Below are 21,551 nucleotides of genomic sequence, written 5' to 3'. Positions count from 1 at the left end.
GCCAAGCATTCTTCAATTTGAGCCAACCGCCATCAGACTGCAGCCGGTCGCGATTCATTAAATCCCATCCATCCCCGCGATCACTGCGCGTGGGTCCGATCTCGTAGTAGATCATCTTTCCGAATTTGCCTGCCATCTGACGCTCTGAGTGAATGCGTGTCACGTACGCAAGTATGTGTTGGCAGCATTGGGTTTCAACTGACGTTTTGCCGCATCACGAGTCTCCTGATCTCGTGCGGTCCCCACCGCCCTGTGAATGGGCGGTGGGGTTTGTTTGCGGCAACTGATGCGGCCACTCAGGCAGCGAGAGCTGCCTTGCGCCGCTCGCGGGCGGCTTTCGCCAGGTCTTCCAACACCGCGACCGACATGTCCCAGTCGATGCAGCCGTCGGTGATGGATTGGCCGTAGACCAGCGGCTTGCCGGGAATCAAATCCTGGCGGCCAGCGACGAGGTTGCTTTCGATCATCATGCCCTTGATGTCGCGGTTGCCGGCGGCGATCTGTCCGGCGACGTCCTTGACCACCCGCGGCTGGTTCATCGGATCCTTGCTGCTGTTGGCATGGCTGGCGTCGATGAGGATGCGCGGATCCACGCCGAGCTTGACGGCTTCGCTGACCACCGCCTGGACATCGGCAGCGTCATAATTCGGGCGCTTGCCGCCGCGCAGGATGATGTGGCAGTCCTCGTTGCCCTTCGTTGAGGCAATAGCAGCCTGGCCGTCCTTGGTGACGGCGGGGAAGTGATGCGGCTGCGACGCGGCGAGGATGGCATCGAGCGCCACGCGGGCGCTGCCATCCGTGCCGTTCTTGAATCCGATCGGGCAGGAGAGGCCGGAGGCGAGCTGGCGATGGATCTGGCTTTCGGTCGTGCGCGCGCCGATCGCGCCCCAGCTGACGAGGTCGGCAATGTATTGCGGCGTGATCGTCTCGAGGAATTCGACGCCAGCGGGCAGGCCCATGGCATTGACGTCGAGCAGCAGGCGCCTGGCAATCCGAAGCCCTTCCTCGATGCGGTAGCTGCCATCGAGATGCGGATCGTTCATCAAGCCTTTCCAGCCGACTGTGGTGCGGGGCTTTTCGAAATAGACGCGCATGACAATTTCGAGATCGCGGGAAAAGCGCTGCCGCTGTTCCGCCAGCCGCTCGGCATATTCGCGCGCCGCAGCAGGATCGTGGATGGAGCAAGGGCCGATGACGACGATCAGGCGGTCGTCTTCTCCCTCGAGAATCTTATGGATCGCATGACGGTTGCTGGTCACCGTCTCGCTGACGGCAACGGTTCGGGGGATTTCCGCAATGATATCTGCGGGTTTGGTCAGCGGGGTGATCTCGAGGATACGTAGATCATCAATCATATCGGGCACGGTTGGGCTCCTGTTTGGTCATACCGTGCGGAAACAAAAAAGCCGCCAGGTAGACTAGCGGCTGTTCGGGTTGTCGTCGCGTCGACTTCAGTTACGCATAGACCCGCATCCGCTGTGAGCAGCGGTACCAATAAAATCGCGAGGCGTAGACAGAAGTGATCGACATGCGGCGTATTTAGCGTGGCGGCCTTCCGTTGTCACGCAGAATCTGCAGCCTGAAAGAAGGGTCGGCCAAAGGCTTGTCCAATGCATTTGCAAGCGTGGTCGCGACCAGCCGCTGCCTGTGCACCGGCGGGGCCAGGAAGCCGATCGCTACTTCGTCATGGCCTCTCCAGGCTCTGCTGCCGGCGCTTGCCCGGGAAGCGCTTTCCTGAAATAGATGCTCCGTCAGGTGCCCGCCGGTCAGGCGGGAGAATCGGGAATCCGGTGCAAGACCGGAACGTGCCCAACGCTGTAAGGCCGACGCCCGCCGCTTTACCATGCCACTGGCTTTTGCCGGGAAGGCTGCGGCAGACGGATGACGCCAAGTCAGAAGACCGGCCTGGCAAGATAGACCCAACCCGCGCGGACGGCGGGCGGTTGCGTTGTTGGGGATTTGACGATGCGACCCTTTGATGAGGATGCCATGTCGGCGGCATCCGGTTTTTCTCTGGCCGAACGCGAGGCCGTATATCACGCGATCATGACGCGACGCGATGTTCGCAGCCAATTCCTGCCCGATCCCTTGCCGGATGACGTCGTGGCGCGGCTCTTGACGGCCGCCCATCACGCGCCCTCCGTCGGCTTCATGCAGCCGTGGAATTTTATCCTGGTGAAAAACCCAGAGGTGCGCGCGCGGGTCCGGGATGCCTTCGCCAAAGCGAATGAGGAAGCGGCACTGATGTTTGACGGCGAGCGGCGGCAGGCGTACCGCTCGCTGAAGCTTGAGGGCATCGCCGAGGCGCCGCTTGGCATATGCGTGACCTGCGATCCCACGCGTAGCGGCAGCGTCGTGCTGGGGCGCACACACAATCCCAGGATGGATTCCTATTCAACGGTCTGCGCCATCCAGAACCTCTGGCTTGCGGCGCGCGCCGAAGGGATCGGCATCGGCTGGGTCAGCATCTTTCGCGAAGGCGAGCTGAAAACCATTCTCGGCATCCCCGATCATATCGAGGTGGTCGCCTGGCTCTGTGCCGGCTTCGTCGGCCGGCTGTATGACGAGCCGGAGCTTTCCGTCAAAGGCTGGCGGCAGCGGCTGCCGCTCGATGAACTCGTCTTCCACGATGGCTGGGGACGGAGCGAGCCGTAGTGGTCACTGCTGTTGCGGCTGCGGGCCTGGCTTTGCCGGATTGGCAAGATCGATCGAGCCCTGGTCGCCGGCCAGGAATTGTGGACCGACCTGGCGGACCTTGTTCTGCGTGGGATCGTAGGGACGATCTGGAACGGATGGTTGCGGCGCCGGTGTTGTCGCTGCGCCTTTTGTCGCCGGATTGGTGCGGATCGTCGTGATCGAACCCTGCTGCGGCGGTTCGCTCACGGCCTGCTTGCTGCGCATCTCTTCGTAATAGGCGGTGAGATTGCAGGCGCAGGTATTTTTTTCACCAGGCGCGCGGTTCTTGTAGGCGAAGGCGTTCTGCATGGCGCTGTAAGGTGTGCCGGTTGCCACCGAAATCATGTTCGAGGCTTCCGTGCTCCTGACGTCGCGATAGAAGAGCTCGGTCTCGATGCCGGGGCACATCTTGGCACAGGTCTCAGCATCGCGGCCGAAATCGACCGAAGTGGCGTTCGAACTGATCGGGAAGAAGCCGCCATCGCAGCTGCGCACGCAGATGGTGCTGACCGGCGAAAGCATCTCGGTGCGCGGCAGGCCATAACGCGGATCGATCTCTTCACCGCCTCCGAGCGGAATGAAGGTATCGCCACGCATCGCCTGCTCGTCGATGCTCGGGGCAGGGTCGTCGGCGCTGCTCTCGGACGGGTCGTAGAAATTCTCGTTGTTGCAGCCGTTCTGCTCGAGCGCGGCCATCAATTCGCGGCGCCCGCCGTCATCACCGCCGCCCTGACGCAGTTCGGCGCGACGATCCTGGAGATAGCGGATATTGTCGATCATCCGGGCTTCGGCCTGCGAGAGCTCGGCGCAATAATCACCATTCTCGCCGCCAATCACCACCATGCTGCCCGAGGTGCAACCGTAGCTGCGCAGTTCGTTGCGGACCTTGCGCAGCTCAAGATTCTGCTCGGCAATCGCGCCGGCAAACTGGCGTGCTTCCGGCCCATTGCTGGTGCCGATGGATCGCGGCAAGTCGGCCAGACGACCGCGCAAGTCGTCGCAGATGGCGCTCGTCTGGGCAGCGACGGGCGTCGCGACGGCGAGGAGAAGCACAAAAGACAGGTTTCGGCGTTTCACGGCGTCGTCCCGGAATGAGCAAACGGTCGGTAGGTCGAATGCGACTTCAACCGGCCGCGCGTTTCCCTTAACGTATTTCTCTTAATAAGCTCAGTGAAATTTCTAGCGTATTTTCGTCATCTTTTCCAGCAACTGCCCGAGACTGGGTTAAAATGACAGGCCTTTCCGGCAGGGTCCAATTTCCCGCAACCACAGCAGACGCCCCCGAATCCGGACGCGGCCTTCACCTGTTCGTGGACGGTTGTCATGAACCCGGTTCCGGGCGTGGGGGCTGGGCCTTCGTCGCTTTCCGAGATGCCGTGGAAATTGCCTGCGGCTTCGGTGGCGTTGAGGATACCGCCAATAATTCCATGGAATTGTTGGCTCTGCTCGAGGCAGCAATATGGATCAATCGGGAAACAGCGGGCGAACGCGCGATCATCTGGTCCGATTCCGTCTATGCCGTCAAAGGCTGCAACAGTTGGCGGCCAATCTGGAAAAATAACGGCTGGAAGAAAAGCAGCCCGAATGGAAATGCCCGGAAACGAACGATCGCCAATGCGGATCTCTGGAAGGCGGTCGATCTACAGCTATCCCGAAACGCCCTAGTGACCATCGCCTGGTGCAAGGGCCATTCAGGGATTGCAGGCAACGAACGCGCCGATGCGCTCGCCGATAGAGGGCGTCTGTCGCTAGAGCATGATGCCGAACAGTGTGAGCGGTAGGATTCAGATTTTAGGCCGACCGGGCCTAAAATCATCCTGTTCTAGCAGGCGGTTGATATGGCTTCGCCGGGGCCGGCGCTCTCGTTTGGCGGCAGCCGGTTTAAGCCGGCTGCGATGCCTCGACGACGGCCAATGCCGCCATGTTGACGACGCCGCGGGAGGTGACGGAGGGAGCGAGGATATGGGCTGGCATGGCGGCGCCGAGCAGGATCGGGCCGACATGCAGGCCATCCGTCATCGACTTGACCACGCCGAGCGTGATGTTGGCGGCATCGAGGTTCGGGAAAACCAGCAGGTTTGCCTCGTCATGCAACGTCGTGTGCGGCATGACGCGTTTGCGCAGGGCTTCGGTGATGGCGCTTTCGCCGTGCATTTCGCCATCGACTTCGAGATCGGGGGCGGCGTCGCGCACGAGCTGCAGGGCGTTGCGCATCTTGGTGGCGCTTTCGGATTCGCGCGAGCCGAAATTGGAATGCGAGACGAGAGCGGCGCGCGGGGTGATGCCGAAACGGCGGATTTCCTCGGCGGCCATCACCGTTGCCTCGGCGATCTCCTCGGCGCTTGGATTGAAGGTGACGTAGGTGTCCGTGAAGAAGGTGGCGCCGCGCTGTGAGATCATCAGGCTGAGCGCAGAGAAATCGCGCACGTTCGGACGCTTGCCGATGATCTGGCGGACGTCGCGCAGGTGCTTCTCGTAGCGGCCTTCGAGGCCGCAGATCAGCGCATCGGCTTCGCCGCGTCTCAGCGCCAGCGCCCCGATGACTGTCGTGTTGGTGCGCACGATGGTGCGGGCGGCTTCCGGAATGACGCCGCGGCGGCCGACGAGCGAGAAATAGAGATCGACATATTCGCGGAAGCGCGGATCGTCTTCCGGATTGATGACTTCGAAATCCTGCAGCGGGCGAATGCGCAGGCCGTAGCGCTTGAGCCGGGTTTCGATGACCTGCGGACGGCCGATGAGGATCGGCTTGGCCAGGCCTTCTTCAAGCAGCACCTGGGCGGCGCGCAGCACGCGCTCGTCTTCACCTTCCGAGAAGATGACGCGCTTGCGCTCGGCAGCCTTGGCGGCGGTGAAAATCGGCTTCATGACGAAGCCGGAGCGGAAGACGAAACGGTTCAGCTGATCGAAATAGGCGTCGAAATCCTGGATCGGGCGGCGGGCGACGCCGCTCTGTTCGGCGGCTTTGGCGACGGCCGGCGCAATGCGCAGGATGAGGCGCGGATCGAAGGGCGAGGGGATGAGATAGTCCGGACCGAAGACCGGGGTCTCGCCGGAATAGGCGCGGGCGGCGACATCGGATGGTTCTTCGCGGGCAAGCGCGGCAATGGCCCGCACCGCCGCCATCTTCATTTCCTCGTTGATCGTCTCGGCGCCGCAATCGAGCGCGCCGCGGAAGATATAGGGGAAGCAGAGGACGTTGTTGACCTGATTGGCGAAATCCGAGCGACCCGTGCAGATCATCGCATCCGGACGGGCGGCGCGGGCCAGATCCGGCATGATCTCCGGCGTCGGATTGGCGAGCGCCATGATCAGCGGCTTGTCGGCCATCTGCGCCAGCAGCTCCGGCTTCAGCACGCCGGCGGCAGACAGGCCGAGGAAGACATCGGCGCCGCCGATGTTTGCAGCCAGCGTGCGTGTATCGCTCTTCTGGGCATAGACGGCCTTCCACTCATCCATCAGCTCGGTGCGGCCCTCATAGACGAGGCCTTCGAGGTCATGGACCCAGATGTTTTCGCGCTTTGCGCCGAGGGTTACCAGCAGGTTGAGGCAGGCAAGGGCGGCGGCACCCGCGCCCGAGGCGACGATCTTGACGTTCTCGATCGACTTGCCGGCGAGCTCCAGGCCGTTCAGGATCGCCGCGGCGACGATGATTGCCGTACCGTGCTGGTCGTCGTGGAAGACCGGGATCTTCATCTTCTCGCGCAGGCGCCGCTCGACCTCGAAACATTCCGGCGCCTTGATGTCCTCGAGATTGATGCCGCCGAAGGTCGGCTCCAAGGAGCTGACGGTCGAGACCATCTGGTCGACGCTTGCAGCGTCGATTTCGATATCGAAGACGTCGATGCCGGCGAATTTCTTGAAGAGCACGGCCTTGCCCTCCATGACCGGCTTGGAAGCCAGCGGGCCGATATTGCCGAGGCCGAGCACGGCGGTGCCGTTGGAAATGACGGCGACGAGATTGGCGCGCGAGGTATAGTCGGCCGCCGTTTCAGGATTGTCGCGGATGGCGAGGCAAGGGGCGGCGACGCCCGGCGAATAGGCGAGCGCCAGATCGCGCTGGTTGCCGAGCGGCTTGGTCGCCTGGATCTCCAGCTTGCCGGGGCGGGGATAGCGGTGGAAGAACAGCGCCTGCTCGTCGAGATCGCCGCTCGTCAGGTTCTTGTCCGTCTTGGATTTATCCTGGTGATCCATTGCCGCCTCCGTGCACGTCTTTTTCTGGAGTTCCCTCCATACATCAATCGGATACGGGCGACAGTATGGAAATGGGGGATAGGCGAAGTTTTCGTCAGGGGCCAGACGATCTCCCGGGGACGCGTGGGAAGTGGAGCGAGCGGTCTGGGCCAAGCTTCTGCCCTGCGATGAAGCCTGCCGCCATTCTCCCGATCTTTCTGTCATGACAAATGTCGCGGCCGCTGCGGCCAGCTAATCCTTTTGGGGAAACTTGTCTGGCGACGGCCGCAAGCGCAAAATGCCGCCCGCGACGGTGCGGGGCGCCGGTCGCAGGGAGGAAATCATGGACAATTTGAACCTGACGACGCTGCAAAGCGGGCAGACGATGGTCAATGACGTGGCCATGGATGCTTTTGCCGCTGGATTTCGCGGCAATCTCCTGACCAGCAAGGATACGGATTACAGCGAGGCTCGGGCGATCTGGAACGCGATGATCGACCGTCGGCCCGGACTGATCGCGCGTTGCGCCGGGGCGGCCGACGTCGTGCGCGCGGTGCGGTTTGCCCGCGACAACAGTTTGCTCCTGTCGGTGCGCGGCGGCGGGCACGGCATTGCCGGCAACGCCATGTGCGAAGGAGGCATCGTCATTGATCTGTCGGCGATGAAATCGGTGCGGGTCGATCCCGAGATAAGCCGCGCCAGAATTGAGCCGGGTGCCACGCTCGGTGACATCGACAAGGAAACGCTGGCCTTCGGATTGGTTCTGCCGACCGGCATCAATTCGACGACCGGCATCGCAGGATTGACGCTCGGCGGCGGTTTCGGTTGGCTCACCCGCAAATTCGGGCTCACCCTCGACAATTTGATATCCGTGGATGTGGTGACGGCCGATGGCGAGCTGGTGAAGGCTAGCGAAACGGAGAGGCCGGATCTCTTCTGGGCGCTGCGCGGCGGCGGCGGCAATTTCGGCGTGGTGACCTCCTTCGAATTCCAGCTCAACCCGCTCCATTCCGAAGTACTCGCCGGACTGGTCGTGCATCCTTTCGCCGATGCAGAGAAGGTACTGCGGGAATATCGGCAGGCGCTGGAAGAGGCACCCGATGAACTGACCTGCTGGGTGGTGATGCGCCAGGCGCCGCCGCTGCCGTTCCTTCCGGCCGAATGGCACGGCAAGGAGATCGTGGTGCTCGCCATGTGCTATTGCGGAGATATTGCGGCGGGGGAAAAGGCAACGGCCAGATTGCGGGCGATCGGAAAACCGATTGCCGATGTCGTCGGTCCGGTGCCGTTTACCGGCTGGCAGCAGGCTTTTGATCCGCTTCTGACACCGGGGGCGCGAAACTACTGGAAGAGCCAGGATTTCGCCGCGCTTTCGGATGCCGCGATCGATGTTCTCCTCGGCGCCGTGCGCAAGCTGCCGGGGCCGGAATGTGAGATATTCATCGGTCATGTCGGTGGGGCCGCCGGCCGTATTCCGACCGAAGCCTCTGCCTTTCCGCAGCGCAGCTCGCATTTCGTCATGAATGTGCATGCACGCTGGCGGGAGACCGGGATGGACGCAAGCTGCATCGGCTGGGCCCGCGAACTTTTCGAAGCAACCAAGCCGCATGCTGTGGGTACCGCCTATATCAATTTCATGCCGGAGGATGAGACGGATCGGGTCGAGATGGCTTATGGCGCCAATTATGCGCGTCTCGCTGAAATCAAGCTGCGTTATGATCCGAACAATCTGTTCCGCATGAATCAGAATGTGAAACCGGTGGCGGCCGTGCGGGCTGCCTGATCGATTGGGCTCTGCGACCGCGAAATCCGTCCCCCCGTACAAGGGGGGACGAAGTCGTGGCGCGCGAGCTCGAGCAGACATCGGACAGATGAACGGATCCAAGCTTCATCTTTCCACTGAGTGGGGTCAGCCACCAAGCTTTGGTGTGATCGTCACGTCGGCGCCATGGGCATCGCGCAGCTCGCCATCCTGTCCGGGCAGCCGGTCGGCCGCCCGGTGCAGCAGGATCGAGGCATAGCCTTGCGAGCGCGTGCCCTCGATCAGCGTGATGTCGGCATTTGCGGGATTGTCGGAGCGCTCGAACCATTCAACAGGGTGCTGCAGGAAGTTCATTTCGACCGCCCGGTTGGTAACGCCATGACCGACAATGGCGATGTTATGGTCGTCGTTCTCGCCGTCGCGCATGACCGTCTGGAGGAAGAGACGAACCCGTTGGGCGACATCCGCCCGGCTTTCGCCATCGGGTGGACGCGCATAAAACTTGCCGCTATTGCTGCGCAGCCGCGCCCATTTTTCGAATTCTTCGGGGAACTTCTGTTTCCTTTCGGCCTGGTCGTAAATTTCGGTGAAGAGACCGAAATCCTGTTCGCGCAGCAGATAATCTTCCCTGACATCGCCAACGAAATCTTCCGGAAGGGCATTGAGCAACGCATCCTTGCTCTGTCGTGTTCTGAGAAACGGCGAGTACCAGATGCGCAGCTTCTGAAATCCGTCGTCCGGCAATGCCCTCAGATAGGATGTGATCACGCAGCCGGCCTCCAAAGCCTGCCGGTAGCCCCATTGCGTCAGTGGGACGCTGTGATCACCGAACTGGCGATAGGCCCGTTCATCGATATTGCCGAGGGATTCGCCGTGGCGAACGAGAAAAAGGCGCATCAGCCGTCCCCGCATTGTCAGACTTGGAATCGCCTCATCATGAACGCGAGCGGTGTGCGGGGCAACATTGCAGGAAGGCGATTCGTGACCGGACGATTGGCTTGCGATAACCAGCTTTGCAGGGCTTTTCCCCAGTCTGTCATCTTCCTGAAACACGAGTCTGGTTTTGGAAGGCTATATGAAAGATGGGGCATGAGCCGTAGCTCGTGATAGACATGATGGAACCCAGACATTTCCGCACGCTCTTCATTTCCGATGTCCATCTCGGCTCGAAGGCCGCGAAGGCCGACTTCCTGCTGGATTTCCTGCGCTACCACGAGGCGGATACGATCGTTCTCGTCGGCGACATTGTCGACGGCTGGCGGCTGAAGCGCAGCTGGTATTGGCCGCAGGTCTGTAATGACGTCGTCCAGAAGCTCTTGCGGAAGGCGCGCAAGGGCACGCGCGTCGTCTATATCCCCGGCAATCACGACGAGTTCCTGCGCGATTTTCCGGGCATGCATTTCGGCGGCATCGAGGTCGTCGAGCGGATGATGCATGACGGCGCCGACGGCAAGAAATACCTGATCCTGCATGGCGACGAATTCGACGTCGTTGTTCGCAATGCCCGCCTGCTCGCCTATCTCGGCGACTGGGCCTACGATACGGCGATCCGCATCAACATTCTGCTGGCGGCTGTGCGCCGGCGCCTCGGCATGCCTTACTGGTCCTTCTCGGCCTGGGCCAAGCTGCAGGTCAAGCATGCCGTCAATTTCATTGGCGAATTCGAGCGCGTCGTCGCCGAAGAGGCGCGCAAGAGCGGCGCCGACGGGGTGATCTGCGGTCATATCCATCATGCAGTCATTCAGGACATGGACGGCATCCGCTACATCAATACCGGCGACTGGGTGGAAAGTTGCACGGCCGTCGCCGAGCACGAGGACGGCACGTTCGAACTGATCACGTGGCGCACGCTTGCAAGCACCGTGCCGGCGTTGACCGCGATCGAGATGCATGACGAGGGCGAACTGGCCCCGCAAGCTGCTTGATATTGGCGTCGGCATACTGCAGCGGTGCCACAAGAATATAGCCGTTGCCGCGAGGTGACAGGGCCTCACTTATTTTCTAAAACGTTTCAGGAGGGCTATTTCTCGCAATAGGCACCTCCGGGGTGGTGTGTTAGGAAAACGACAAGTTTCCTTCAGGTCCACCCATGATTCCCGCCCAACAGTCCTCGAGTGAGGGAGCGCCGCCGCGCTTCCGGCTGCTCAGCGCGCTTTCCTATTGCGCGCCGCTGCTCGTAAACGGCGTCGTCCTGCCGTTCTTTCCCATCTGGCTTGCGACCCACAGCTTCAGCGACCACGAGATCGGCATCATCCTTGCCATACCGATGGTGGTTCGCGTGCTGGTGGCGCCCATCGTCGCCATGATCGCCGACCGTTTGAAGGAACGCGCCGATGTGCTGCTCTGGTCAGGTGGCCTGTCGCTGCTGACGGCGATTGCGCTCTACTGGACGACGAGTTTCTGGCCAGTGACGATCGTCTATGCGCTGCAGGGCGCCACCTTCGCGCCCTATCTGCCGGTCGTCGAATCGATCGTCATCTCGGGCGTGCGCCGCTGGGGGCTCGATTATGGGTCGATGCGTGTGTGGGGCTCGATCGCCTTCATCGTGTCGACGCTGGTCGGCGGTCGGCTGATCAGCCGGTGGGGCGGCGCGATGGTGCTGCCGGTGATGGTGTTCGGCTTTACCATGACCGTGGTCATGGCGATCTTCTGTCCGCGCATCGGGCCGACACGGCGGCGCGGCCAGCCGATCAACATTCCCGCCGCCACCGGCAGCGGCCTGCGCGAGCCGCATCTGCTGCTGCTCCTGATCGGCGTCGCCATCCAGCAGTCAAGCCATGCCGTGCTCAATGCTTTCTCATCGATCTACTGGCATCAGCTCGGCTTCTCCGGCGCTGAGGTCGGTCTTCTCTGGAGCGCCGGTGTGGCTTCGGAAGTGACGGTGTTCTTCCTGTCGAAGCGTCTCAACCGGCGCTTCAATGCCTGGACGCTGATCCGCTTCGGCTGCGCCGTCAGCGTCTGCCGCTGGATTCTGTTTCCCATGAATACGGGCTTTGTCGGCTTCTTCCTGCTGCAATGCTTCCACGGCTTTACCTATGCGTTCGTGCATACCGGCGTGCAGCGGCGGATCGTGGCGACGGTGCAGGAGACGCAGGAATCCTCGGCCCAAGGCGCCTATTTCTTCTATGTCGGCATGGCGATGGCGCTGATGACCATCGCTGCGGGTTACCTCTACGCCGGACTCGGCGTGGTCAGCTTTTACGTCATGGCGCTGGTCGCGCTCTGCGGCCTCGGCATCGTCATCGCAGCCTATTATTTTCAGCCCCAGAGGTTGCCTTCGGGCGGAAAGACCAGGGAAGCGGTGTAACGCAGGCCGGGCTCGCGGTCGCGGGCGAGCAGTAGCGGACCATCGAGATCAACGAAATCGGCATTCTGGGCGAGTAGCACCGCCGGCGCCATGGCAAGCGAGGTGCCGACCATGCAGCCGATCATGATGGCGAAGCCGAGCCGCTCGGCTTCGGTCTTCATCGCCAGGGCTTCGGTGAGGCCGCCTGACTTGTCGAGCTTGATGTTGATAGCATCATAGCGGTCGGCAAGGCTTGCGAGATCCCCGGTATGGTGGACGCTCTCGTCGGCGCAGACGAGCAGCGGGCGGCGGATCTCGGCAAGCAAGGCGTCGCGGCCGGCCGGCAGCGGCTGCTCGACGAGCGTCACACCCGCCTCCGCAGCAATGTTGAGGTGACGCTCCAGCACCGGTTCCGGCCAGCCTTCATTGGCATCGAGGATGATGGCGGCCTCGGGCGCGGCCGCGCGGACGGCGCGAATGCGGCTTCCATCGTCGCCGGTGCCGACCTTGACCTTGAGCAGGGCGCGGCCGGCGTGTTCGCGCGCCTGGGCCGCCATCACCTCCGGTTCGCCAAGCGAGATGGTATAGGCTGTCGTCAGCGGTTTCGGATCGGCAATGCCCAGTCGAGACGCGACGCTTTGGCCCGTCCGTTTCGCTTCCAGATCCCAGAGGGCGCAATCGACGGCGTTGCGGGCAGCGCCTGGCGGCATCGCCGACAGCAGGTCGTGCCGCGAGATGCCTGCCTCGATCAGCGGACGCGCGGCTTCGATCTGGGCAAGAACGCTCTCCATCGTTTCGCCGTAGCGGCGATAGGGCACACATTCGCCGCGCCCCTCAGCCCCTTCGTCCATCAGCGTGCAGGTGATGACCTCGGCCTGCGTCTTTGCGCCGCGCGCGATGGTAAAAGTCCCGGCAATCGGAAAGGAATTCATCTGGATATCAAGGATGCGCGGCATTATTGCTGTCCTGCAAGCATGGAAATTGCACGTTGCTTCTGTATATTGACGCGCCGGGCGACGAACCGCTTCGCGAGTCGGCACTGTCGCTGTAAGCCTTGAAAGACACAAGTATCTTGAACGCCGAGAATCGCAACGCTGCCTCGCTTGTCGTGGACGACCAGTCCGATGGTTCGGGACAGCATGTGCGTCTTAGCGGCAACTGGCGCAGCGCCTATGTGCATCTGGTGCTGCGCGATTTCGAAAAGCTCCTGCACCAGAAGGCGGGTAACCTGACGGTCGATCTGTCCGAGATTACCGATATCGATACGGCGGGCATCTGGTTGCTCTGCCGGCTGAAGAAGGAAGAGGAGGCGGCCGGACGGACGGTCCGCTTCGAAGGCACCAATCCGCATATCGACGAAATGCTGGCGATGTTTTCCGAGGAACCGGCCAAACCGGAGCCGGAGCCGAAGGAGAAGGTTTCCCTTGCCGCGCGCATCCTCGCGCCGATCGGCAAGATGACCTACGACGTCTGGGACAATCTCGCCGCCGCCATGTATATCCTCGGCTCGGCGGTGCGCGGCGCGCAGATGAAGTTCGGCCGCGGCAGCGGTGTTTCGCCGGCTTCGATCGTCAACCAGATCGACCATATGGGCGTGCGCGCGGTTCCGATCATCCTGCTGATGTCGTTCCTGATCGGGGCTATCATCGCCCAGCAGGGCGCCTTCCAGCTGCGCTATTTCGGGGCGGAAGTCTTCGTCGTCGATCTCGTCGGCATTCTGCAGCTGCGCGAAATCGGCGTGCTCCTGACCTCGATCATGATCGCCGGCCGCTCCGGCAGCGCGATCACCGCCGAAATCGGCTCGATGAAGATGCGCGAAGAGATCGACGCGCTGAAAGTCATGGGGCTGAACCCGATCGGCGTACTGATCTTTCCGAGGCTCGTAGCGCTGACCATCGCACTGCCGCTTCTGACGGTCTTGGCGAACTTCGCCTCGCTGGCCGGGGCTGCCGTCGTTGCCTGGGGCTATTCCGGAATCACTTTCGCCAACTTCCTGGCGCGCCTGCACGAGGCGGTGACGCTGTCGACGGTGCTGTCAGGCATGATCAAGGCGCCGTTCATGGCGCTCGTTATCGGCATCGTCGCCGCCGTCGAAGGGCTGAAGGTTGGCGGGAGCGCGGAATCGCTTGGCCAGCACGTGACTGCCTCTGTCGTGAAAGCGATTTTCGTCGTCATCCTGATGGACGGGCTTTTTGCGATGTTCTATGCAGCGATCAACTTCTAGCATGGCGGACCGCGTGAACGAGCAACCGACCGAGAGCGAAGGACAGGGCAGGGATGTCGTGCTCTCGGCGCGCGACGTCACCGTCGCGTTTGGCTCGAAGGTGGTGCTCGACAATCTGAACCTCGATATCTATCGCGGCGAGATCCTCGGTTTTGTCGGCGCCTCGGGCACCGGCAAATCGGTGCTGATGCGCACGGTGCTGAGGCTGCTGCCGCGCCACTCGGGCACGATCAAGATCCTCGGCCAGGACTTCGACGAACTCGACGAGCCGCAGCGCAACGCGCTCGACATGCGGCTCGGCGTGCTGTTCCAGCAGGGGGCGCTGTTTTCGTCGCTGACCGTCAAGGAAAACATCCAGGTGCCGATGCGCGAATATCTCGATCTGCCGCGCTCGCTGATGGATGAACTGGCGCATCTGAAGATCCGCATGGTGGGGCTGGCGGCCGATGCCGCCGACAAGTACCCCTCCGAACTGTCCGGCGGCATGATCAAGCGCGCCGCCCTTGCCCGCGCCCTGGCGCTCGATCCTGAACTCGTCTTCCTGGACGAGCCGACCTCGGGTCTCGACCCGATCGGCGCGGCCGAATTCGACGAATTGATCGCCAACCTGCGCGATAGTCTGGGGCTGACCGTTTATATGGTAACACACGATCTCGACAGCCTGTTTTCGGTCTGCGACCGTATTGCCGTGCTCGGAAAGAAGCGGGTAATGGTGGAAGGCACGATCGACGACATGCTGGCCTATGACGATCCGTGGGTGCAGGCCTATTTCAAGGGTAAGCGGGCGCGGTCGATCGTGCCGCAGGACGAAGGCGCACGCCACGGCAGCAGCGGGAAGTGACCGGATAAGATGGAAACCAAAGCCAATTACACGATTGTCGGTTTTTTCACGGTGCTGGTGATCGCGGCGGCCTTCGGCTTCGTCTACTGGATGGCCGAATATGGCCGCGGCGGCCCGATGACCGAGCTGATCGTGCGTATTCCGGGCTCCGCCAACGGCCTCAGCGTCGGCTCCCCGGTGCGCTTCAACGGCATTCAGATCGGCTCGGTGCAGACGCTGTCGATCGATGCCGACGATCCGCAATATTCGCTGGCCTTCACCCAGGTGCGTACCGATGCGCCGATCTACCCCTCGACCAAGGCCGCTCTTGAAATCCAGGGTCTCACCGGGGCCGCCTATATCGAGCTGTCGGGCGGCCGCAAGGGCGAGGAAAGCATTCTCCAACACGCGATCGACAACGGCAAACGCGCCGTCATCGTCGCCGATCAATCGAGCGTCACCAATCTTCTCGCCACCGCCGACAAGATCCTCGACCGCGCCAATGACGCGGTCGGCGAACTCCAGGGCTTCATCCAGGATTCGCGCGCGCCGCTGACCCAGACATTCAAGAATGCCGAGACCTTCTCGGACGCGCTTGCCAAGAATTCCGACAATATCGACGCCTTCCTGCAAAGCGTCGGTGAGCTCTCCAATACGGTGAAGGCGGTTTCGGGCCGGGTCGATTCGACGCTTGAAGCTGTGGAATCGCTGGTCAAGGCGGTCGACGCCCAGAAGATCGACCATATCGTCTCGAATGCCGAAAGGATCACCGCCAACGTCGCCGATGCCTCGGGTGATCTCAAGGGCGCAATCCAGAAGTTCGACGAGACGGCCACCACTTTCAACGATTTCGGCAAGCAGGCACAGGACACACTCGACCGCGTCGATACGCTCGTCGCCCAGATCGATCCGGCCAAGCTCAAAGGGTCGGTCGACGATATCTCGCAGGCGACCAAGGATGCGCGCGCTGCCGTCGCCTCGATCCGCGATGTCGCCAACACGGTCTCGGGACGCCAGAAAGATATCGACCAAACGATCCAGGACGTATCGCAGCTGGCCAACAAGCTGAATTCGGCCTCGACCCGCATCGACGGTATTCTCATCAAGGTCGATGCGCTGCTCGGAACCGACAATACGCAATCGATGTTCGCGCAAGCGCGCGAGACGCTGGAATCCTTCAAGAAGGTCGCCGACAATCTCAATTCGCGAATCGGGCCGATCGCCGACAATCTGCAGAAATTCTCGAGCGGCGGCTTGCGCGACGTGCAGACTCTCGTCAACGACATGCGTGGAACCGTCAACAATCTCAACGACACGATCACCAACTTCGACCGCAATCCGCAACGCCTGATCTTCGGCGGGGACACGGTCAAGCAGTACGACGGCCGGACGCGGCGTTAACAGGGGAAGTCAGGGGTAGCCTAATATGGTCGCATCGCATCTGTTGTCGCGCCGTTCGTGGATCAGGGGAACGGTGATCGCGCTGCCGCTGACGGCGCTGATCCTTTCCGGGTGCGGCACCGCGGCCAAGAACGACACCTTTGACCTGTCGGGCGCCGTCGACGGCGACGGACCGGCGGCCAAATCGCGGCAGATCCTCGTTGCCGGTCCGACGGCGCTGAGGGCGCTCGATAGCGAACAGATCGTCATCCGTGTCTCGCCCTCGGAAATTCAATATCTCTCGCGGGCGCAGTGGGGCGACAAGCTCCCGCGCATGGTGCAGTCGAAACTGGTCGAGGCCTTCGAAAATTCGGGCAAGCTCGGCGGCGTCGGCTTGCCGGGGCAGGGGCTGGCGATCGACTACCAGGTCGTCACCGACATCCGCTCCTTCGAGATCGATGCGTCGAGCGGCAACCAGGCGGTGATCGAAATCTCCGTCAAGATCCTCAACGACCGCAACGGCTCGGTGCGAGCCCAGAAGGTGTTCCGCGCCACGGCGCCGGCCGGCGGCGACAATGCCGGCTTCGTCAAGTCTCTCGACCGCGCCTTTTCCACGGTCGTCTCCGAGATCGTGAGCTGGACGCTGCGTTCAATCTGAGATGGCGTTTGGCGATCGCCGCCTCGACATCAAGAGTTGCTGATTCTGAAAAAATCTCGGCCCCCTGTGGCTGGGGCTGCCATCGTATTCAAATTTTTCACGAATTTGTGGAACCCATCATGTTAACGCTGTCAGGAGGCACGCTGCATGGTGGTTGCACGAGTGTTCGGAAAGTCGTCGCCGGAGGCGATCGGGCGCGAAAACGACCGTTTGGCTGCGCTGCAGCAGCTCGATCTCCTCGACACGCCGAGAGACGAAGGCTTCGAGCGGATCGTCCGCCTGATCAAGCAGATCTTTTCCATCGACATCGGCATCATATCGCTGATCGACGGGCACCGGCAGTGGTACAAGGCCTGTTCCGGCCTCTCGGCCGACGAAGTGTCGCTGGAAGATACGTTCTGCCGTTGCGTGGTCGACTGCGACGAGCCCATCATCGTGCAGGATGCCACCAGGGATGCGCGATTTGCGCGGCATCCTTCGGTGACCGGCAAGGACCATATCCGCTTTTATGCCGGCGTGCCGCTTAGAACCAAGGCCGGGCATATGATCGGCACGGTATGCGCGATCGACCGCCGGCCACGATCGTTCGGCAGCAGAGATCTTGGCATTCTTGAGGAACTGGCAGCGGCGGCGATGGACCGCATCGATCTCATGCAGTCGGCTGCCACCGATAGCTTGACCGAGGCGATGACCCGGCGCGCCTTTAAACAAGAGGCCGACCAGCTGATTTCGCTCGCTTTGCGGCACCAGCATGAGCTGTCCTGTATCGTTTTCGATATCGACCATTTCAAGCAGGTGAACGACCGGTATGGACATGCCGCGGGAGACGCGGTTCTCAAGGCGGTGGCTTCGGTCTGCAAGGCGACCCTTCGTGCGGGTGATCTCTTCGGCCGGATCGGCGGCGAGGAGTTCGCCGTCGTGCTGCCGCATGTCGATCGTCAAGGTGCCCTCGCGGTCGCCGAAAAACTTTGCGCCGCCATCGCCTTCCAGCCGATCCACGGCGATCATGGGATTCTGCACGTCACGGCGAGCCTCGGAAGCTCGGCGCTTTCGATCGTCAGCAAGGACATCGAGACCCTATTGGCACAGGCGGATGCCGCGATGTATCAGGCCAAGCACGGCGGTCGGAACCGCTGTGTGTCATGGAGTTCCATCCATGCCGATCACGCGATCGGCGCTCGGCGGCGGGTGCTGAAGGCGGGGTTCATCCTCTTCAACGATCGGCGTTCGACCATCGACTGCACCGTCAAATCCATCGGCGCCGAGAGCGCCGGAATTTCGGTCTCCAATACGACAGGCATTCCTTCGGAATTCATCCTTGCCATCAAAGGCGAAGGCTTCGAGACAAAGTGCCGGGTGATTGCGCAAGACCGGCAGCACCTGGAAGTGGCGTTCAGATAGACAGCGGCCTATTTCGTCGGCTGCATATCCGTCATCGTTGCCCCGGGTTGGGTGCCCGGTGTGGTGTAGGCCGTGGCGGTCGACGGCGACAGGGTACTGTCGAGCAGGCCCGCCATCTTGTCGTCGCGGATGCTCGCGGTCTTTTCGCCCATGACGACGCCGACCACGCGGCGGCCACCCTTGAGCGCCGAGGTCACGACATTGTAGCCGGATGCGTCGGTATAGCCGGTCTTGATGCCGTCGACGCCGTCATAGCGATACATCAGGTTATTGTGGCCGCGCAGTTTCATGCCGCGGAACTGGAAGCCGCGCATGGAAAAGAGTTTGAATTCCTCGGGGAAGTCCCGCATCAACGAGACGCCGAGGGTCGCCATATCGCGTGCCGTTGTCACCTGCTCCGGATCGGGAAGGCCCGACGGATTTTTGAAGACCGTGTCCTTCATGCCGAGCTGGTGCGCCTTGTCGGTCATCGCCCTGGCGAAAGCCTGTTCCGAACCGCCGAGCTGTTCGGCGATCGCCACGGCGGAGTCGTTGGCCGATAATACCACGATGCTTTCGACCGCTTCACGCAGCGTCACCTGACGGCCGGCGCCGATGGCAAGCTTGAAGGGCTCCTTGCTCTCGGCATTTTCCGACATGGTGAGCTTCTGTTCCCAGGTGAGACGTCCCTGATGCAGCGCCTCGAAGGCGAGATAGAGCGTCATCATCTTGGTCAATGATGCCGGATAGTTCAGATCGTCCTGATTGGAGGCTTCAAGGACCTGACCCGACTGCGCATCGACGACGAAGCTTGCCTGGCCGGCCTCAGCCTGAGCGAACGCGCCCATCAGCAAGGCGGAGGAGAGCGCAGTGGCGCGCAGGCGGGAGGTCATCTTGGTCATCGGTATCACTGTCTCTGTCTCTAGACGGCCGGGTGAGCCCTTGGCTAAACGCAAGCCGATCGAGAAAGTTTGTGACGAAATGAAGGACAGGCGGCAATAAAAAGGTCCTATCCACAGCTGATCGCTTTTGTTTCGTCGTCTTCGGTTTTGACAAGGGCGCTTTTACAGCTGGGGCGGGCAACTGATCGATGAAAGACGGAACCGGGACTGCGTGGCGTCCCGGTTTCTGCCGCTGCAGTTGTTTAGGAATTTCTGCCGCCCTTTGAGTTGCTGCATAATTCCGATTTAAGAAATTACAGAGTAGGAGACAGCGTCTGCTGTGAGGGATGGGATTCGATGATGCGCTCGGCAATGATTCTGGTCGTTGGCATAGGTGTGATCGCTTTTTCCGCTTTTGCGGCATCCGGACGCTCCGTTCCGCGTTCGCTTGTCCCTCAAATGTTCCTGTATGAGGAGAAGCTGGGGAGCGCACAGCCGACGATTCTTCCTGGTTCTGTCGCCTGGTCAATTGATATGCGCACCGACGCCAGCGGGCGCTCCGATCCTGTCATTCAAGCGCATATTGCGGTGCCGAAGCGTGGCCTTACCGCGGTGCTGACATTGGAACGGAATGCAGATGCCTCCGTCTCCGCAAGCCACCTTGTTGAATTGTCGTTTCAGATCGCGCCAGGATTTAAGGCAGGCGGAATTTACAGTCTCATGCGCATGTCAATGAAGGCAACAGAAGGCGCTCGCGGTGACGAATTGATAGCCGTGCCGGCCAAGGTCACGGATAATCTTTACATGCTGGCCCTCAATGATCTGCCTGAGGCTCGCGCGCGGAACCTCGAACTGCTTGAACGCCAATGGATCGATTTGCCGATTTCCTATCAAGACGGCACATGGGCACTGCTGACGCTTGAAAAGGGCGTCAGTGGTGACCGTGTGTTCAAGCAAGCGATCCAGGCGTGGGCCGCAAATGATCTTGCCGGGACTGCCGCCGGCAATGCACAATAGATGCTATCAGGGGCGGGTCCGATCTGTGAATTTCTGCCGATTCCTCAACGCTAAGACTTTCGGACTTTCTGCCTGACGTGCACTCATGGAAGAACGGGATGAGAGGCCATGCTGGTGATCTTCGGCGGCTTGCCGGGTAGTGGAAAGACGACTATTTCGCGCGCCCTCGCGAGACGGCTCGGAGCCGTATATGTGAGGGTCGATACGATCGAGCACGCGATCAGAACGTCGGTTGACCCTTCCAATGACATCGGCCCGGCAGGCTATGTCGTCGCCTACGGCATTGCGGAGGATAATCTGGCGCTCGGCAGGCTGGTGATCGCAGATTCGGTCAACCCGTTGACGATAACCCGCGAGGCCTGGCTGGCGGTCGCTGCGCGCTCCGGCGTGATTGCGGCCGAGGTCGAGGTGATCTGTTCCGACAAGAGCGAACATCGCCGCCGGGTCGAGACCCGCAAAACCGATGTGGAAGGTCTGGTCAAACCGACGTGGCAAGAAGTCGTCGAGCGAAATTACGACGACTGGGGGCAGAGGCCGATCGTTGTCGATACCGCTGCAAGAGATGTGCCAGAGGTCGTCGAGGCGCTGATCAGCAAGCTCAGGACCACGCACCTGCTTCCGATCTGATATCGATGCTAAAAGGCGATGTCGGCTGCGGCGCGGATTTCCACCGACGCCTTGCCCGCGTCGAACCCATCAAGGGTTTCGTTGTGGTGGGCGACAATTTCGGAGAAGGTGAGGATCGTCGTATCGCCTGTGGTATGGCCATCCGCCACCAGCGTCACGTCATAGCCGAGCGAAACGGCGCGCCTGACGGTCGTGTCGACGCAGAATTGCGACATGCAGCCGCCGATGACGAGATGGGTGACCGCCCGTTCGTTCAGGCGTTCGGCGAGATCGGTCTCGAAGAAGGAGTCGGCGCTTTGCTTGCGGACGACGACCTCGCCTTCCCGCGGGGCAAACTCCCGGCGCAGTGCCCATCCCACCGTGCCGACCGCCAATCGATGGCCGCTGTCTCCGTCATGTTGGACCAGCACGACCGGCGCGCCTGCCTGTCTCGCCAGCTCCTGCAGCGATGCGAGGCGAGCAACGGTTTGATCCAGTGCGGCATCGACGAGAGACTGCCGCTCCGGCTTGGCCTTGCCGGAGAGAATTGCATTCTGCACATCAATGATCACGAGGGCCTTGGTCATTCGGTTCACGGTTCCATGGCTGAGAAGCAGATCAACCCGCCTCAAAAGGGAAAGCCGCCTGAGACGATCAAGCGGCTTCCGATTACGATTTTCGGCCAGGC

Annotated in this window: 19 protein-coding genes and 1 riboswitch; of the genes, 12 read left to right on the top strand and 7 right to left on the bottom strand. The window is 61.5% G+C overall.

Annotated elements, in window-relative coordinates; all coding sequences use genetic code 11:
* Positions 1 to 296 precede the first annotated feature (296 nt).
* A complete protein-coding gene (locus tag EFD56_RS10785) occupies positions 297 to 1,364 on the bottom strand; it encodes a 3-deoxy-7-phosphoheptulonate synthase (RefSeq protein WP_126905206.1) in 1,068 nt (355 codons plus the stop codon).
* Positions 1,365 to 1,736: 372 nt separating this feature from the next.
* Positions 1,737 to 1,923: riboswitch (cobalamin riboswitch) on the top strand.
* A 42-nt stretch (positions 1,924 to 1,965) separates the two neighbouring features.
* Here EFD56_RS10785 and bluB point away from each other — a divergent pair.
* On the top strand, positions 1,966 to 2,655 hold the full coding sequence (gene bluB / locus EFD56_RS10775) for a 5,6-dimethylbenzimidazole synthase (protein ID WP_085742617.1): 690 nt from the start codon (positions 1,966 to 1,968) through the stop codon (positions 2,653 to 2,655).
* Positions 2,656 to 2,658: 3 nt separating this feature from the next.
* On the opposite strand, the gene EFD56_RS10770 is transcribed toward bluB, so the two are convergent.
* Positions 2,659 to 3,753 carry a DUF2865 domain-containing protein gene (locus EFD56_RS10770; protein WP_126905204.1) on the bottom strand — a complete coding sequence of 365 codons (1,095 nt, stop codon included), beginning with the start codon at positions 3,751 to 3,753 and terminating at the stop codon, positions 2,659 to 2,661.
* 152 nt (positions 3,754 to 3,905) lie between these two features.
* Between EFD56_RS10770 and EFD56_RS10765 the strand changes: the two genes are divergently transcribed.
* Entirely contained in the window at positions 3,906 to 4,457 is a 552-nt protein-coding gene (locus EFD56_RS10765) for a ribonuclease H family protein (protein WP_085742616.1), read from the top strand.
* 100 nt (positions 4,458 to 4,557) lie between these two features.
* On the opposite strand, the gene EFD56_RS10760 is transcribed toward EFD56_RS10765, so the two are convergent.
* On the bottom strand, positions 4,558 to 6,870 hold the full coding sequence (locus tag EFD56_RS10760) for an NADP-dependent malic enzyme (protein WP_085742615.1): 2,313 nt from the start codon (positions 6,868 to 6,870) through the stop codon (positions 4,558 to 4,560).
* A gap of 322 nt (positions 6,871 to 7,192) precedes the next feature.
* Between EFD56_RS10760 and EFD56_RS10755 the strand changes: the two genes are divergently transcribed.
* Positions 7,193 to 8,632, top strand: coding sequence for an FAD-binding oxidoreductase (locus EFD56_RS10755; protein WP_085743641.1), 1,440 nt, complete (start codon positions 7,193 to 7,195; stop codon positions 8,630 to 8,632).
* Positions 8,633 to 8,758: 126 nt separating this feature from the next.
* Here the strand turns inward: EFD56_RS10755 and EFD56_RS10750 are convergent, their stop codons facing one another.
* On the bottom strand, positions 8,759 to 9,508 hold the full coding sequence (locus EFD56_RS10750; RefSeq protein WP_004676129.1) for a histidine phosphatase family protein: 750 nt from the start codon (positions 9,506 to 9,508) through the stop codon (positions 8,759 to 8,761).
* Between the two features lie 215 nt (positions 9,509 to 9,723).
* Between EFD56_RS10750 and EFD56_RS10745 the strand changes: the two genes are divergently transcribed.
* Positions 9,724 to 10,536 (top strand): UDP-2,3-diacylglucosamine diphosphatase, encoded by an 813-nt coding sequence (locus tag EFD56_RS10745; protein ID WP_037139697.1) that lies wholly within the window; start codon positions 9,724 to 9,726, stop codon positions 10,534 to 10,536.
* Between the two features lie 164 nt (positions 10,537 to 10,700).
* On the top strand, positions 10,701 to 11,918 hold the full coding sequence (locus EFD56_RS10740; protein WP_085742614.1) for an MFS transporter: 1,218 nt from the start codon (positions 10,701 to 10,703) through the stop codon (positions 11,916 to 11,918).
* Here the strand turns inward: EFD56_RS10740 and dgcA are convergent.
* A complete protein-coding gene (dgcA, locus tag EFD56_RS10735) occupies positions 11,870 to 12,853 on the bottom strand; it encodes an N-acetyl-D-Glu racemase DgcA (protein ID WP_085742613.1) in 984 nt (327 codons plus the stop codon). The genes EFD56_RS10740 and dgcA overlap by 49 nt on opposite strands.
* Before the next feature lie 98 nt (positions 12,854 to 12,951).
* Between dgcA and EFD56_RS10730 the strand changes: the two genes are divergently transcribed.
* From EFD56_RS10730 to EFD56_RS10710, 5 genes are all read left to right on the top strand, one after another.
* Positions 12,952 to 14,121: an ABC transporter permease gene (locus EFD56_RS10730; protein ID WP_170965692.1), complete on the top strand. Its 1,170-nt coding sequence runs from the start codon at positions 12,952 to 12,954 to the stop codon at positions 14,119 to 14,121.
* A 1-nt stretch (position 14,122) separates the two neighbouring features.
* A complete protein-coding gene (locus tag EFD56_RS10725) occupies positions 14,123 to 14,962 on the top strand; it encodes an ABC transporter ATP-binding protein (protein WP_085742612.1) in 840 nt (279 codons plus the stop codon).
* A 9-nt stretch (positions 14,963 to 14,971) separates the two neighbouring features.
* Positions 14,972 to 16,342 carry an MlaD family protein gene (locus EFD56_RS10720; RefSeq protein WP_004676137.1) on the top strand — a complete coding sequence of 457 codons (1,371 nt, stop codon included), beginning with the start codon at positions 14,972 to 14,974 and terminating at the stop codon, positions 16,340 to 16,342.
* 25 nt (positions 16,343 to 16,367) lie between these two features.
* The gene (locus EFD56_RS10715) at positions 16,368 to 16,979 is read left to right on the top strand and encodes an ABC-type transport auxiliary lipoprotein family protein (RefSeq protein WP_064818334.1); all 612 of its coding nucleotides are present in this window, start codon (positions 16,368 to 16,370) and stop codon (positions 16,977 to 16,979) included.
* Between the two features lie 147 nt (positions 16,980 to 17,126).
* Positions 17,127 to 18,380 (top strand): sensor domain-containing diguanylate cyclase, encoded by a 1,254-nt coding sequence (locus EFD56_RS10710; RefSeq protein ID WP_064818333.1) that lies wholly within the window; start codon positions 17,127 to 17,129, stop codon positions 18,378 to 18,380.
* A gap of 8 nt (positions 18,381 to 18,388) precedes the next feature.
* On the opposite strand, the gene EFD56_RS10705 is transcribed toward EFD56_RS10710, so the two are convergent.
* The gene (locus EFD56_RS10705) at positions 18,389 to 19,261 is read right to left on the bottom strand and encodes a D-alanyl-D-alanine carboxypeptidase family protein (RefSeq protein ID WP_064818332.1); all 873 of its coding nucleotides are present in this window, start codon (positions 19,259 to 19,261) and stop codon (positions 18,389 to 18,391) included.
* Positions 19,262 to 19,597: 336 nt separating this feature from the next.
* Between EFD56_RS10705 and EFD56_RS10700 the strand changes: the two genes are divergently transcribed.
* Together EFD56_RS10700 and EFD56_RS10695 are read left to right on the top strand one after the other, a co-directional pair.
* Positions 19,598 to 20,257 (top strand): hypothetical protein, encoded by a 660-nt coding sequence (locus EFD56_RS10700; protein WP_126905203.1) that lies wholly within the window; start codon positions 19,598 to 19,600, stop codon positions 20,255 to 20,257.
* A gap of 108 nt (positions 20,258 to 20,365) precedes the next feature.
* Positions 20,366 to 20,884, top strand: a complete 519-nt coding sequence (locus tag EFD56_RS10695) for a P-loop nucleotide/nucleoside kinase family protein (RefSeq protein WP_064818330.1) — start codon at positions 20,366 to 20,368, stop codon at positions 20,882 to 20,884.
* An 8-nt stretch (positions 20,885 to 20,892) separates the two neighbouring features.
* Here EFD56_RS10695 and EFD56_RS10690 read toward each other — a convergent pair whose 3' ends face one another.
* Positions 20,893 to 21,450: a cysteine hydrolase family protein gene (locus EFD56_RS10690; RefSeq protein WP_010003401.1), complete on the bottom strand. Its 558-nt coding sequence runs from the start codon at positions 21,448 to 21,450 to the stop codon at positions 20,893 to 20,895.
* Positions 21,451 to 21,551 lie beyond the last annotated feature (101 nt).

This window comes from Rhizobium phaseoli (assembly GCF_003985125.1).
In the GTDB taxonomy this organism is placed as follows: Bacteria; Pseudomonadota; Alphaproteobacteria; order Rhizobiales; family Rhizobiaceae; genus Rhizobium; species Rhizobium phaseoli.
This window is presented reverse-complemented; position numbering and strand designations above follow the sequence as displayed.

Bases quoted from the DNA above. Each gene is read 5' to 3' on its own strand.
- EFD56_RS10760 (WP_085742615.1), bottom strand. From the start codon at position 6,870: ATGGATCACCAGGATAAATCCAAGACGGACAAGAACCTGACGAGCGGC.
- EFD56_RS10745 (WP_037139697.1), top strand. From the start codon at position 9,724: ATGATGGAACCCAGACATTTCCGCACGCTCTTCATTTCCGATGTCCAT.
- EFD56_RS10740 (WP_085742614.1), top strand. From the start codon at position 10,701: ATGATTCCCGCCCAACAGTCCTCGAGTGAGGGAGCGCCGCCGCGCTTC.
- EFD56_RS10725 (WP_085742612.1), top strand. From the start codon at position 14,123: ATGGCGGACCGCGTGAACGAGCAACCGACCGAGAGCGAAGGACAGGGC.
- dgcA (WP_085742613.1), bottom strand. From the start codon at position 12,853: ATGCCGCGCATCCTTGATATCCAGATGAATTCCTTTCCGATTGCCGGG.
- EFD56_RS10695 (WP_064818330.1), top strand. From the start codon at position 20,366: ATGCTGGTGATCTTCGGCGGCTTGCCGGGTAGTGGAAAGACGACTATT.
- bluB (WP_085742617.1), top strand. From the start codon at position 1,966: ATGCGACCCTTTGATGAGGATGCCATGTCGGCGGCATCCGGTTTTTCT.
- EFD56_RS10765 (WP_085742616.1), top strand. From the start codon at position 3,906: ATGACAGGCCTTTCCGGCAGGGTCCAATTTCCCGCAACCACAGCAGAC.
- EFD56_RS10700 (WP_126905203.1), top strand. From the start codon at position 19,598: ATGATGCGCTCGGCAATGATTCTGGTCGTTGGCATAGGTGTGATCGCT.
- EFD56_RS10715 (WP_064818334.1), top strand. From the start codon at position 16,368: ATGGTCGCATCGCATCTGTTGTCGCGCCGTTCGTGGATCAGGGGAACG.
- EFD56_RS10755 (WP_085743641.1), top strand. From the start codon at position 7,193: ATGGACAATTTGAACCTGACGACGCTGCAAAGCGGGCAGACGATGGTC.
- EFD56_RS10690 (WP_010003401.1), bottom strand. From the start codon at position 21,450: ATGACCAAGGCCCTCGTGATCATTGATGTGCAGAATGCAATTCTCTCC.
- EFD56_RS10705 (WP_064818332.1), bottom strand. From the start codon at position 19,261: ATGACCAAGATGACCTCCCGCCTGCGCGCCACTGCGCTCTCCTCCGCC.
- EFD56_RS10710 (WP_064818333.1), top strand. From the start codon at position 17,127: ATGGTGGTTGCACGAGTGTTCGGAAAGTCGTCGCCGGAGGCGATCGGG.
- EFD56_RS10720 (WP_004676137.1), top strand. From the start codon at position 14,972: ATGGAAACCAAAGCCAATTACACGATTGTCGGTTTTTTCACGGTGCTG.
- EFD56_RS10750 (WP_004676129.1), bottom strand. From the start codon at position 9,508: ATGCGCCTTTTTCTCGTTCGCCACGGCGAATCCCTCGGCAATATCGAT.